The organism is Hirschia sp., from assembly GCF_058892565.1.
The window spans coordinates 119,731-132,981 of record NZ_JBZXVU010000008.1; the positions used below are offsets into that span (position 1 = coordinate 119,731).

Sequence of the window (13,251 nt, forward strand, 5' to 3'; positions counted from 1 at the left end):
TAGGGCAATCTATCCTAATGCGCTTTTGAGGCAAGTGTTCAAAGAAACCCAAGAGAATTTGTCTCAGAGAGACCCTTGAACACGCTTTTGTGTGATTTGGTGTCATTCCCAAATTTTAGGCTGTGGGATATGAAATCTGCTTATAAATAAAGGTGAGATGATATGAAATTGCTTAAAAAATACGGCTTCGCTGTTGTGATGGTGTTAGCAGTCTGTGGGTTTGCTGCGTTCAACGGTATGGGTTTTTTGAGTAAAACGGCCTCTGAATCTGAATATGTCTATGATGGCGAGCCTGAAATAATTGCTGCAACTTTCTCATCAGCTTGGTGTTCAGCCTGCAAAATTTTGGAGCCAAAATTGGCGCAAGTGGCACCGGAATTTGCAAACAAACCTGTGAAATTTGTGAAGCTGGATTTTAGCTTAGGTCAAGGCAGTGGGCCGGCTGAAATTGCAGCTGAGAATAACTTCTCATCTGTTTATGAAAAATATAAAGGCGGAACGGGTTTCACGCTTCTGCTTAATGCTGATTCCGGTGAGATTGTAGATCAGCTGACAGTGAAACTATCTGCTGATGAAATGAAGCAGGTTTTGAAAAATTCCATTCAGCAAGTTTCTTAAGGCTTAAAATTAAGCTCTTGAAATAGCAAACTGAGATCGTAGATAGCTGACGATTAATTTGCGGTGTCTGTATATCGCTCGAATGGTTAGATTGGTGAGGAACAAAAAGCCATAAATAAGCGTGCCGACAAATGTTCCATAAGCAAGACTTTTTAAAACGGCGACATTCGTTTCAACGATCACGACATGCTGCTGGGATTGATTTGTGATTTCTACCTCAGTGAGGTGTTTTTGTAGCCAGACTGGTATGCGGGTTTTAATATTACAACCAAATTCATTGACGCAATTGGGTTGGATATCTGGTGGCATGTAATATTGGGGTTTCACCTTCACGGAATGGAAAACCATATGCGTGTTCTTATTGAGCAATGCAGCGCCGGCCGCGCCTAGAGCAAGCGCAATGCTTATAGCAATAAATATCCGCTGAACCCGAGACATTTTATTGTCTTCCCCAACACTTTAAAAATAGAATAATAAAAATAATCTGAGAATAGTTCTGTCAGAATGTGTTTTACATGCCGTTAAAAAACGTTGTGAGAGTTTTGGTTAATGGCTGATTTTTAGAGAAGATGAAGAGATATTGTGGTTTCATTTGATATGCGCTGGGGGGATTAATGACTGACATAGACTTAGAAAAATCTGAATTAATTAAATTATTGTACGCGGGAATTTTGGAGGGTGTTAAATACAGTCACCAAATTGCCGTTCAGTTAGTTATCTGGCTGGTTGTCGGCAATGGCGTAATGGCGATGTTCATTCTAGATGGCGTTGTGAATTTAAGAATTTCATTTTCATTACTTACTCAAATCAGCTTGGGCGCTTTTGCCTTGGGGGTTGTGGCTACAGTCGGGTCTGCTGGTAGGCTATATAATATGAATTCCAAGGCTATAGTTCAGGCGACTGATCTTGTAGCTAGCGTTTCGCTAAACAAAACAACAAGTGAAAAAGCACGATCTGATTTCGTAGGGATGGAGGAAAATATGAAAAAGGTTGGGCTGGAATTGTTTTTCGGTTCAGCAGGATGTTTTATTGTGGGAGGGTTAGTGCTTCTAGTTTCCTTCAACCTCTCATTGGCGCATTGATCACACTTGCTTTCCGTGCTCATTTCCGGCATTAACTCTGATCTCAATTCATCCCCATTTAGAAGAGTTATCAGCGCACATGGCTATTAAATACGTTTACCAGCTTCAAGGTTTGTCCAAGACTTATCCGGGTGGCAAAAAAGTATTTGAAAACATTCACCTATCATTTTTGCCAGATGCGAAAATTGGTGTTGTGGGTTCTAACGGTGCGGGTAAATCGACACTTATGCGCATTATGGCGGGTGTGGATAAAGAATATGGCGGGGAAGCACGCGCGGCTGATGGCGCGAAAATCGGCTACCTTCCACAGGAGCCACAGCTTAGTCATGGTGACACTGTTTGGGAAAACGTGATTGTTGGCTGTCCTGAAAAAGAAGCTTTCGACAAGTTCAACGAAATCTCCATGAAAATGGCTGAGGAATACTCAGACGAATTGATGGAAGAAATGACGGCTCTGCAAGAAAAAGTGGACCAAATGGATGCTTGGGATATCGATTCCAAGATCGAGATGGCGATGAATGCGCTTTGTTGTCCGCCTCGCGATGCATTGGTTGCGCCTTTATCTGGGGGTGAAAAACGCCGTGTCGCGATTTGTCAGCTTCTATTGTCTAAGCCTGACATGCTATTGATGGATGAACCGACCAACCACCTTGACGCGACAACTGTGGATTGGCTGCAAAACTATCTGATGAATTTCCCGGGCTGTGTGATCCTCGTGACGCACGACCGTTACTTCCTTGACCAAATCACCACATGGATGCTGGAGCTAGATCGTGGTCAGGGTATTCCATATGAAGGCAATTACTCTGCGTGGATTGAGCAAAAAGCCAAACGTATGGAGCAAGAAGCGCGCGAAGAAGCAGGCCGTAAACGCACACTGAACAAAGAACTTGAATGGGTACGTTCATCGCCTAAAGCGCGTCAGGCGAAATCAAAAGCGCGTATGTCTGCATATAATGAAAAAGCACAAGCGGCTGAAAAAGAAAAAGTCACAACAGCGCAAATCCGCATTCCGCCCGGCGAGCGTCTTGGGAATGTGGTTGTGGAAGCTGAAGGCTTGCACAAAGGCTATGGCGACCGCTTATTGATCAAAGATCTAAGCTTCCGTTTGCCGCCTGGTGGTATTGTGGGTGTGATCGGTCCAAACGGTGCGGGTAAAACTACATTGTTTAAAATGATCACAGGTAAAGAAGTTCCAGATGAGGGGACATTCAAGGTCGGTGATACTGTGCAGATGGGTTATATCGACCAATCTCGTGACAGTTTGAATGACGATAATAATGTCTGGCAGGAAATTTCTGACGGGTTGGATTATATCGACATTGGCGGTGTGGAAATGTCCTCACGTGCTTATGTGTCTGCATTCAACTTCCGCAAGACTGACCAGTCTAAAATCGTGGGTAAGCTGTCAGGTGGTGAGCGTAACCGTGTGCACCTTGCCAAAATGCTTAAAGAAGGTGGAAACCTGCTTCTCCTCGATGAGCCGACAAACGACCTTGATGTGGAAACACTACAAGCGCTTGAGGCTGGTTTGGATGACTTCCCCGGCTGTGCTGTTATCATCTCGCACGATCGCTGGTTCCTTGACCGTATGTGTACCCACATTCTTGCGTTTGAAGGCAATAGCCATGTGGAATGGTTTGAGGGTGATTTCTCTTCCTACCTTGAAGACAAGAAGAAACGTTTGGGTGAAGAAGGGGCTACTCCAAAGCGTCCTACTTTCCAAAAATTCTCTCGCGATTAGAATTAAAGGCCTCCATTGGAGGCCTTTTTATTGCCTTATGTTCGTATAATCAGAAACCAGTTCAAGCTTAAATCATGTCAGAACGCATCAAAATTGAAAACGAAGCGCTTATTGTTGAAATCTCGACTTTTGGAGCCGAAATTCAATCCATCAATTCCAAAGATGGACGGCAATGGCTGTGGAATGGTGATGAAGCATGGTGGAGTGGGCGCGCGCCATTATTGTTTCCAATAGTTGGTGGATCCCTCAATGACACAGTGTCTATCAATGGCAATGATTATACGCTTCAACGCCATGGTTTTACCCGCAAAAGCGAGTTTAAGCTGGTTGAGAAAACAGAGACAAGCTGTGTGTTTGAGCTTGAATGGACTGATGCCACGCTAAGCGTTTATCCGTTCAAGTTTACTTTGCGGGCAGCTTATATTCTGGATGGGGCGAAGCTGACAAACGCGCTTGAGGTTATCAATCAAGATGATCAAGACATGCCTTTTGGTGTGGGTTTCCATCCTGCATTTAACTGGCCACTGCCGGGGGCGAGTGCGGATGAACCGCATTTTATCACGCTGGAAAATGGCGCAGAGCCTCAAATGATGCGTCTCAACGAAACATCTTTGTTTGCTGAAGCGCTTTTGCCATCGCCCTTTAAAGACGGGAAAGTGCAGCTTGATCATTCTCAATATGAAGATGATGCGATGGTGTTTCCGGCTGGGGCAGGTTCGAAGTTAAGCTATGGCACGCAAGCGGGTGCTAAACTGCATTTTGAATTTGAGAATTTACCAAATCTCGCGCTGTGGCAAAAGCCGGGTGCGCCTTATATTTGCATTGAGCCGTGGCATGGTATGGCGGGTGTGGATGGCAAAGGGACTGATATAATGGATCGTCCGTCAACATTTGTATTACCGGCAGGACAAAGCCAGAGCTTTCAATACAGTGTACTCATTTCTGAAAACTGATAATCACACGCGTTAGTCAAAGCTAGTCTATATAGATATTGTCGGAGCTGGCTGCCTTTACAGCGAGCTTGCTTCCCATTGCTGCCCAGCTTGTGACTTCGCCTGTTGAGATGGTTGCGATTGCTTTCCATTGATTATCAATGCGCTGGAGAATGTATGTCTGTTCCCAGCTGACGATTACTTCACCATCTTCGTTGAATATCGTATCCTTGGTTATTGCGCTGACAGTTTCGGGGGCGATTTCGCAATTTTCGGCGACGATTTTCTGCATTTTTGTCATGCCGACGGATTTGCCGAACGTACCGAGCTTTGTGAGGCTTTCCAAAAATTCCGTGGGGTCAGAGAAAGCTAGGTTTCTTTTGTTGGATGTCACAAGGCATGGCAGCGACCACATATTTCGAATGGCTTTGAAGTCATAGCTGGCGAATGCATCCGCATAATCATTAAAATAGGTCTGGATCTCGTCTTTCACCTCATTGGATATTGAGGATTCTGTAGGGAGGTTGCCCGTTGTCATGAAGAATTTGCCTTTGCATCTTGTGTTGCGAGTTTGTATTCCCTGTCGCGTTCATGCGCGATGATACCGCGACTTGTTTCGCTGTCATATCCAAATTCTTGCAGCGTGCGTGATGCCATTTGAAGGCCGGCTTCGATTGTCTCGGGTACGACGAAATCAGCGCCTGCCGCGTATAATTCACGTGCATGTATGGCGTCATTTGCGCGAACGATAATGGGCATTTGTGGACGAATGGTGCGCATTGTTCTGACAATGGCTTCCACTGAACCTGCATCATCAAGGGTGAGCACAGCCATTGCAGCGCCTTGAATACCGGCTTTTTCCAGAATTTCTTTGCGGGCCGCGTCTCCAAGATAAACTCGCCAACCTTCTTTGCGCATGATGTTGACGCGTTTAGGTCGGCTTTCCAATGCAACAAAGCTTGTTTGTTCTGCTTCCAGAATGCGCGCAACTGTCTGACCTACGCGGCCAAATCCGGCAATAATGACATGACCTTCAAGGTCTGAGTAATTGTTTATGCCTTCTGCGGATTCTTCGCCTTCAACATCAAAGCGTTTTGCTAATATCTGGCCAATTTTAGACATAAGGGGTGTGATCATCATGGATAGGCCGGCAATAGCAGTAATTAATGCGGCTTCCTTGGGGGTGACGACACCGCCTTCGCTGCCTGCGGCCAGCACCACAAATGCAAATTCGCCCGCTGGTGCTAGAAGGAAAGCAGCCTCCAATGCAGTCGACATTTTGCCAGTAAATATTCGACAGGCAATGATAGCAACGGCCAGCTTGATAACAAGAAGCAAGATCAACCCTAGAATGACAATAGGCCAATATTTAAACATTGTTGGAAGGTCTAGGCCCATACCGACAGTCATAAAGAATAGGCCAAGTAGAAGGCTTTTAAATGGTTCTAGATCGACTTCAGTTTGGTGTTTAAATTCGGTCTCACCAAGCATTAAGCCTGCGAGAAAAGCGCCTAACGCCAAAGATAAACCAGCGCTTGCGGTAATAACGGCAGCTCCGACCACGGTTAACAAGGTTGTCGCGATCATAAAGTCACGGCCACCTGTTGTTGCTGCAAGTCGGAAAAGAGGGCGAAGCAGAAAGTGCCCTATGAATAGAATGGCGACCAAAGCGGCAAATCCGTTAAAGGCGGCCTGAAGAATGGCTCCTGAAAGAGCCGGTGTTGCATCTCTTGATAAAAAGCCTGCAAGAATAAGAATGGGTGCAACCAAAATGTCTTGGAATAATAAGACGCTGAGTCCTGTTCTGCCGGCTGGAGATGTTGCGCGGTGATCATCTATCAAAAGCTGCATCACGATTGCAGTAGATGATAATGCAAGTGCAAGACCGATAAGCGCGGCGGCAGGCGCTGTCAGGCCGATCATATAGGCGACAATGCCTATCAGGACAGCGCTGATACTTGCCTGCAAGCCACCGGCCCCAAAGACAAGTCGTCTCATTTCCCAGAGCTTTTTAAATGAAAGTTCAAGTCCGAGTAGGAACAGCAAGAACAGGACGCCCAATTCGGCAAAGGGTGCTGCCGCTGCGGGGTCGCTCATCGTTAAATAGCTGAGAAAGGGCCATTGGTGTGTGAGGGAACCAAGCCCGATTGGCCCAAGTGCAATTCCGGCTAGAATGAAACCTAGAACTGAGGGGATGCGACAATAGCGTAATGCAGGAATAACAAGACCAGCAGCGAAAAGGAAAACGATCGCATCTTTAATCAAGATTTCCTGACCGGCATGTTGCATGTGGAAGCAGCTCCTATGGCATTGACAATGTTAACTATGAGATGTTCGTGAATGACTTGTCCATATAAGTACATAATTATGCTGTTTTTTCTCTACAACATATGAATAAAAACAGATTTTTGGTTAACCTTTCTACACAAAGTTCGAAATATGAAGCACACTCCCTCAGAGTGATGCTTGAGTGAGAAGCAAGTCTGTTTTGAGAAAGATAACTGAATAGGATTATGAAACTTATTTATTCAAAGACGTCTCCTTATGCCCGCAAAGTCCACATTGCGATCCTAGAAAAACAGCTGGAAGGTGATTTTACGTTTCAAGAAGTCGATACTCAGCAAGATGCGGAGATTGTGAGAGCTATTAATCCTCTAGGAAAGGTGCCGGCACTGATTACCGTCGAGGGAGAGGTGGTTTTTGACAGTCCTGTCATTTGTGAATTCATTGATACGCTGAGCGGCGTGGTTGAGCTAATTCCGCAGATTAAAAATGCGCGTTTTGTGGTTTTGAGAAACCAGGCGTTAGCAGATGGCTTGATGGATGCTGTTGTGGCGATGGTTGCATTTGAAAAGCATTCTGGAGAGGCTTTGCCTAAGGTGTTGGTCAATAGAAATATCGACACTATTCATCGTGCATTGAATGCAATGGAAAATCAGATTTCAGCTTTGGGTGAAGCTTTTGATCTGGGACAAATTTCATTTATGTCTGCTATTGGATATATTGAATTGCGTTTACCCAAATTGCGGTGGCGTGAGATGAGACCTAAATTGTCGGCATGGTTTGATGAACGAAGTACGCGACCTAGCTTTAAGTCGACTATGCCTAATAGATAGTATTTATAGAATACTTGCTTGGTGACTACTGTTTACAACGTTGTCTAATCTTCATTTTTTCTTAATTATAAATATTAGTGCCGGCTGGAAGCGTATTTTGAGAATTGGTTAGGGGTATATTAGGGCAATTGGAATAGTATTCCTCCAAAGAGGGTGGAATTAGCAAACGTCTCGGGGCTAAGCTATGCAAGTATTCAAGTGCTTATTGTTAGAAGATAGTGCTACACAAGCTAAAATTATGTCTTCTATTCTGAAGCAGGCCGGCTGTGAATGTATGGTCGCTCTATCTGTGCGTGAGTACAAAGGGAAGCCGGAATTATTCGACGCTAAATTTGATCTTGTTCTGATTGATATTAATTATGGCGGTATATCTGGCCTTGAATTAATTGGTGATGTGAAGAAGCGTTGGCCCAAAGCTGTTGTGGGTGTGATGACAGCGGATTCAACAGATAATTATAGTGGTTTGGTTGAGGCACGTGAAAGAGGCGTTAAGCTTGTTCTGCGCAAGCCGTTTGGCCTTGAAGAAGCGCGTTCAGCTGTTTCCGATGTCGCATCAATTTTGGCCGGCGGAGGGGTGCGGCTTCACGCTGTCGTGATTGATGATAGTAAAACATGCGGGAAAGTCGCGGCAGGCGTTTTACGTCCCAATGATTATCGTGTGACTGTTTTTGATAACGCTCAAGATGCAATAGGTCGATTAAGTTACGATCACGTAGATGTGGTCATTACGGATCTCTTTATGCCGGGCACTAATGGACATGAAGTTATCAAGCTTGTCCGAGATGTGTGGCCCCATGTTGCGATAGTTGCCATGACAGGCGGTACAGAGGGGTCTGATATTGCCGGACGCGAGTTGAAAACAGCTAAGAGTCATGGTGCAAATGCATTGCTGTACAAGCCGTATGGTGCTGAAGAAATGCTAGCTGCAGTGCGCCATGCATTGGAAGCTCAAAAAGAGATTTATGGTGAGAAAGTTACACCGCTTCCAGGTGGCTTACAGCCGAAAGTAGACAACCGTAACAAGGTGTATTTAGATATCTAATATAAATTAGCCTCCGCAAATAAAAATTGCGAAGGCTAATGTTTTAGATCGAGATAGATCTATAGCTGGTAAGAGCTATGACTGGCTTTTGTTAGCTTTCATCACCCGTCAGCTTTAGCTGGTTCTTAGCCAATTCTTTTTCATTTTTCAGTTTTTCGGTCATCGAATTGATACGCTCGATGAGGACTTCCGCGTTTCCGTTGGATCTATCCAGCAAAGACACAAATTGCGCTCTTTGTTCTTGGGCAAGCCAGATTTGGCTGCCTTCGATATTGAGAGCAACGTCTAGGACTTGATAGTTCGCTGAATCTTTATCTTTCAGTACACGCCATTCGACATTGAATTTCTTATTGTCATTTGTTGCCAATATACGTGTTTTAACAACTGAATCACCTGGACGAAGATCGACAGAGCCTACTACTTCAATTTCTTCACCACGGAAACGGTCGAGCTGAACTTCGTATACAGCGAGTGCATATGTAATGAAGGCATCAGAATAGGCCTTGAATTCAGCATCCGAAAACTGTCGCCCATAGCGGCCAACAGCAAAACGGGCGACTTTGTCCATGTCCGCAAATGTATTCATATAGAGGTTGAATTGAGCTGTGCGATCGGCCTCAGTCAATTCTGGTTGGTTGAGTGTGTGAAGAACAGCGTTCGCATTTTCTTCAACAAAGGCTTCGGAGTTTGCGTCAGCCCACGCTGCACCAACGAACATAGTCGTGGCGAGTGCGATCGTAGTGATCTTTTTTAGTATATGCATTGCAGCCCTCCCGGAGGCCTTCAATTGTGTGTATCTTTAATATTCATCATAACTAGGCAAATCTTCGTATGCATTGGGGTTTTCTTGCCCATTTCTTATCGCAGCATCCCTAGTTTGGTCATAAATTCGCCTTACAGCAGTATATGGATCGGCTTGTTGTTCTTTCAGCTCATCAATAGTTTCTATGAAAGCTTCTCGTGCTGACACTGTACCAATGACCGACTTGGCTATTCTAAATTCTGAATCACCCTCAAATTGTGCATAATTGAGAGGTTGCAATGCGCTATCAACGCCTTTTCCAAACAAATCCCTAGGGTTGGTAGACCCTAAGACCGGCAATACAAGGTAGGGGCCGCCTGAAACGCCCCATTTACCCAAAGTTTGACCAAAATCTTCTTTTGTACGTTTGACGCCAAAGCTTCCTGTGACATCTACAAAGCCTGCGACGCCCAATGTGGAGTTCATGGCAAAACGCCCCGCTGTTTCGCCGGCTGCGACGAGGTCGCCTTGTAGAATTTCATTGGCGAATGTGACAGGTTCTCGTAGATTAGACAGTGCGTTTGAGACACCTTCGCGAATATCTTCTGTTGTGATTGCCCGATATCCCTTGGCGGCCGGTTCCAGAATAGCTTTGTCTAACGTATTGTTGACTTCAAACATTTTACGGTTAAAGCCCTCGAATGGGTCATTTGCGTCTGATGATAAATTGCCATCCGCAGATGCACAGCCTGTTATTCCAATGAACGCTAAGGCTGAAACGCATACATATTTATTCATTTCGCGAAATTCCCCTCACATCTAGGCTCGCATATGAGTCTATTGATATCGAAATTCAATAGTCTTAACTGCATCTCTTCTCACGTTGTTTCATAAAGGTCACAATAAATAGAACGATTATTCTAAAATAGTTGTTGGTGGGTTAAAACGCAAGCGCGATACAATTTTGTTTTTGTAAAAACCAATAATATCGCTTGAATGATCATATAAAGATATGTTTATATGATCATATGGATAAAATATACATAGATAATATGGTGGATTGCCTTAGGGCTGCAGGTGAAACCACACGCGCGCGCGTGTTGGCACTGCTTAGCCGTGGGGAATTGTCGGTTGGAGAACTTGCACAAGTTCTCGGGCAGAGCCAGCCCCGTTTGTCGCGCCACATGAAATTTTTGACTTCCGCCGGTCTTGTCGAGCGTATGCCGGAAGGAGCTTGGGTATTTTATAAATTGCCTCGCAAAGGTGTAGGGCGAGATCTCGTTGATTCCATATTGAAGCTTGTTGATCTAGAAGGTGATGGACTACAAAGAGATTTTGTGCGTCTTGAAGAAATTCGTGCGGCTCGTCAAAAAGAGGCCGGTGAATTCTTTGAACGTTCTGCCAAAGAATGGGACGCTATTCGCGCATTGCATTATCCTGAAGCGGATATTGAAGCAGCCGTATTAGACGAGATTGGCCAAGGACCATTTGAGCACATCATTGATATGGGCACAGGTACGGGACGTATGCTGTCATTGATTGCGCCATTTGCGAAGTCTGCTGATGGTATAGATTTGTCTCATCAAATGTTGACCATAGCGCGCTCAAATTTATCAGATGAGAAATTTTCTCATGTCGATGTCCGGCATGGAGATGCAACGCAAACCGCGTTTAATAATAATAGTGCGGACCTCGTCATTATTCACCAAGTTCTGCATTTTCTTGATGAGCCAGAAAGGGCGATTCAAGAAGCAAGTCGATTACTAATGCCGAATGGATTGTTGTTAGTCGTCGATTTTGCACCACATGATTTGGAGTATTTGCGACGAGATCAGGCTCATCGTCATTTGGGTTTCTCTGACGATTATTTCGCAGATTGGTGCGAAGGGGCCGGATTGATTGTTGGTCCTACGCGACGATTTGATCCTCCGACTACGACATTGAAACAAGAACAAGCAGGAATTGCGGTTAATATTTGGACTGCAAATAAATCAACATCACCAATCGTTCCAATTATGCCTACTGAACATTTGGACTCTAAGGAATTAAACGCGTGAGCAATCTCAATATATCTTTTGAATTTTTTCCGCCAAAATCAGATGCGGTTGAAAACCGGTTATGGGATTCTGTTCACCGGCTTTCGCCCTTACAGCCTAAATTTGTATCGGTGACATATGGCGCTGGTGGTTCTACGCGTGAGCGAACACTAGATGTCGTTGGCAAAATCGCTGCTGACACGTCTCACTCCATCAAAGCAGCAGGCCATATTACTTGTGTGGCAGCCAGCAAGGCTGAAGTGAATGAAGTTCTGCAAAGCTATTGGGAGCGCGGTGTTACGAGTATCGTCGCATTGCGAGGAGATCCTGCTGAAGGCATTGGTGCCAAATATACCCCTCATGAAGATGGTTATGCTTATGCATCTGATCTCATTCAAGGCGCTAGAGAAATTGCAGATTTTGATATTTCCGTCGGTTGCTATCCTGAGTCTCACCCTGAAGCGCGCAGTTTGCAGGACGAGCTGACCAATCTTAAACGCAAGTTTGATGCGGGCGCTGACCGTGCGATCACGCAATTTTTCTTCGAACCAGAAACATTTTTGCGTTTTCGGGATAAAGCAGAAGCTGCTGGTATGGATAAGCCAATTGTGCCGGGCATTATGTTGCAATCCAACTTTAAGGGTTTGGCGCGTATGGCTGAAATGTGCGGTGCCTATTTGCCGCCCAAATATGCCGAACTATATGAAGGGTTAGACGATGATCTTGAAACAAGAGATTTGGTGACCGCTCACTTAACGGCCGAACTTTGCAATAAGTTGGTTGATGAAGGCGTTAAAGATTTCCATTTTTACACCATGAATAGGGCGGGACTGTCTTTGGCGACATGTCGTCTATTAGGTGTGAAGCCAAGCAAGGGCATAAGCGCATGAATCGCGAACAAAGATTAGAAAAAATCACCAAAATCGCGAATGAGCGTGTGCTTATTCTCGATGGAGCAATGGGAACAGAGCTTCAGACATTTAAGCTGACTGAAGAAGATTTTCGTGGTGAGCAGTTTAAGGATGTCGATCGTTTCCTCAAAGGAAATAATGATTTACTGAATTTAACAAAACCTGACGTGGTGAAAGAAGTGCATCGCCGTTATTTTAATGCGGGTGCGGATATAGCGGAAACCAACACATTTTCAGCTACCACAATTGCGCAAGCTGATTACGCATTGGAATCCCTTGCTGCAGAAATTGCGCGTGAAGGTGCGAAAATTGCGCGTGAAGTTGCAGATGAATTTGAAACTGAAGATGCGCCCAAAGCTGTCTGGTCGGCGATTGGGCCGACGAACAAAACATTGTCACTTTCTCCTGATGTGAATGACCCAGGATTTCGTGAAGTCACGTTTGAACATGTTGCTAAAGCGTATCAGGAACAGATCGCCGCAATGGCTGAGTTTTCAGATGTGTTTTTGATTGAAACGGTGTTTGATACCCTCAATGCAAAAGCTGCTATCAAAGCGGTGAAAGATTGGGAATTTGAGTCTGGTGAGAGTCGTCCGATTGTGTTGTCAGGGACGATCACAGATGCCTCAGGACGAACATTATCGGGACAGACAACGGAAGCATTCTGGTATTCTGTGCGTCATGCAAAACCGTGGGCGATTGGATTGAATTGTGCCTTGGGTGCTGATCTCATGCGTCAGTATGTGGTCGCGCTTTCTAGGGTCGCTGATACACGCGTGTTGGCTTATCCAAATGCTGGTTTACCCAATGAATTTGGGGAGTATGATGTGACACCGGACGAGCAAGCTGTACACCTAAAAGCTTGGGCGCAAGATGGTATCGTCAATGTTCTTGGCGGATGTTGCGGGACAACGCCTGCACACATTGAAGCAATTGCAAAAGCCGTAAAATCGAGCGCGCCGCGAAAAATACCAAGTATTGATCCGGCTATGCGTTTGTCTGGACTTGAGCCGTTTGTTTTGGCCTAG

Annotated in this window: 14 protein-coding genes; 9 read left to right on the forward strand and 5 right to left on the reverse strand. The window is 45.1% G+C overall.

What is annotated here, in order from left to right; translation table 11 throughout:
- Positions 1-162 precede the first annotated feature (162 nt).
- Positions 163-618: a thioredoxin domain-containing protein gene (locus AC5EF3_RS03370; RefSeq protein WP_493547020.1), complete on the forward strand. Its 456-nt coding sequence runs from the start codon at positions 163-165 to the stop codon at positions 616-618.
- 9 nt (positions 619-627) lie between these two features.
- Here the strand turns inward: AC5EF3_RS03370 and AC5EF3_RS03375 are convergent, their stop codons facing one another.
- Positions 628-1,056, reverse strand: coding sequence for a hypothetical protein (locus AC5EF3_RS03375; RefSeq protein ID WP_493547021.1), 429 nt, complete (start codon positions 1,054-1,056; stop codon positions 628-630).
- Between the two features lie 176 nt (positions 1,057-1,232).
- On the opposite strand from AC5EF3_RS03375, the gene AC5EF3_RS03380 reads away from it, so the two are divergent.
- The 3 genes from AC5EF3_RS03380 to AC5EF3_RS03390 all read left to right on the forward strand — a co-directional run bounded on the left by AC5EF3_RS03380 (position 1,233) and on the right by AC5EF3_RS03390 (position 4,397).
- Positions 1,233-1,700, forward strand: coding sequence for a hypothetical protein (locus tag AC5EF3_RS03380; protein WP_493547022.1), 468 nt, complete (start codon positions 1,233-1,235; stop codon positions 1,698-1,700).
- A 79-nt stretch (positions 1,701-1,779) separates the two neighbouring features.
- Positions 1,780-3,444 carry an energy-dependent translational throttle protein EttA gene (ettA, locus tag AC5EF3_RS03385; RefSeq protein ID WP_493547023.1) on the forward strand — a complete coding sequence of 555 codons (1,665 nt, stop codon included), beginning with the start codon at positions 1,780-1,782 and terminating at the stop codon, positions 3,442-3,444.
- Between the two features lie 74 nt (positions 3,445-3,518).
- Positions 3,519-4,397: an aldose 1-epimerase family protein gene (locus AC5EF3_RS03390; RefSeq protein ID WP_493547024.1), complete on the forward strand. Its 879-nt coding sequence runs from the start codon at positions 3,519-3,521 to the stop codon at positions 4,395-4,397.
- A gap of 22 nt (positions 4,398-4,419) precedes the next feature.
- Here the strand turns inward: AC5EF3_RS03390 and AC5EF3_RS03395 are convergent, their stop codons facing one another.
- A complete protein-coding gene (locus tag AC5EF3_RS03395) occupies positions 4,420-4,914 on the reverse strand; it encodes a DUF6841 family protein (RefSeq protein ID WP_493547025.1) in 495 nt (164 codons plus the stop codon).
- Complete coding sequence (locus tag AC5EF3_RS03400) at positions 4,911-6,665, reverse strand: cation:proton antiporter domain-containing protein (protein ID WP_015826218.1); 1,755 nt, start codon at positions 6,663-6,665, stop codon at positions 4,911-4,913. Before AC5EF3_RS03400 ends, AC5EF3_RS03395 begins: the two co-directional genes overlap by 4 nt.
- A gap of 224 nt (positions 6,666-6,889) precedes the next feature.
- Here AC5EF3_RS03400 and AC5EF3_RS03405 point away from each other — a divergent pair, with 224 nt between their 5' ends.
- Positions 6,890-7,492: a glutathione S-transferase family protein gene (locus AC5EF3_RS03405; RefSeq protein ID WP_493547026.1), complete on the forward strand. Its 603-nt coding sequence runs from the start codon at positions 6,890-6,892 to the stop codon at positions 7,490-7,492.
- Positions 7,493-7,676: 184 nt separating this feature from the next.
- A complete protein-coding gene (locus tag AC5EF3_RS03410) occupies positions 7,677-8,534 on the forward strand; it encodes a response regulator (RefSeq protein ID WP_015826220.1) in 858 nt (285 codons plus the stop codon).
- A 91-nt stretch (positions 8,535-8,625) separates the two neighbouring features.
- On the opposite strand, the gene AC5EF3_RS03415 is transcribed toward AC5EF3_RS03410, so the two are convergent.
- The gene (locus AC5EF3_RS03415; RefSeq protein ID WP_015826221.1) at positions 8,626-9,297 is read right to left on the reverse strand and encodes an MlaC/ttg2D family ABC transporter substrate-binding protein; all 672 of its coding nucleotides are present in this window, start codon (positions 9,295-9,297) and stop codon (positions 8,626-8,628) included.
- 36 nt (positions 9,298-9,333) lie between these two features.
- On the reverse strand, positions 9,334-10,074 hold the full coding sequence (locus tag AC5EF3_RS03420) for an MlaA family lipoprotein (RefSeq protein WP_015826222.1): 741 nt from the start codon (positions 10,072-10,074) through the stop codon (positions 9,334-9,336).
- Between the two features lie 230 nt (positions 10,075-10,304).
- Here AC5EF3_RS03420 and AC5EF3_RS03425 point away from each other — a divergent pair, with 230 nt between their 5' ends.
- From AC5EF3_RS03425 to AC5EF3_RS03435, 3 genes are read left to right on the forward strand one after another with little or no spacing between them, the layout of a single operon-like run.
- The gene (locus AC5EF3_RS03425) at positions 10,305-11,333 is read left to right on the forward strand and encodes an ArsR/SmtB family transcription factor (protein ID WP_493547027.1); all 1,029 of its coding nucleotides are present in this window, start codon (positions 10,305-10,307) and stop codon (positions 11,331-11,333) included.
- Complete coding sequence (gene metF, locus AC5EF3_RS03430) at positions 11,330-12,202, forward strand: methylenetetrahydrofolate reductase [NAD(P)H] (protein ID WP_015826224.1); 873 nt, start codon at positions 11,330-11,332, stop codon at positions 12,200-12,202. Before AC5EF3_RS03425 ends, metF begins: the two co-directional genes overlap by 4 nt.
- Positions 12,199-13,251, forward strand: coding sequence for a homocysteine S-methyltransferase family protein (locus tag AC5EF3_RS03435; RefSeq protein ID WP_493547028.1), 1,053 nt, complete (start codon positions 12,199-12,201; stop codon positions 13,249-13,251). Before metF ends, AC5EF3_RS03435 begins: the two co-directional genes overlap by 4 nt.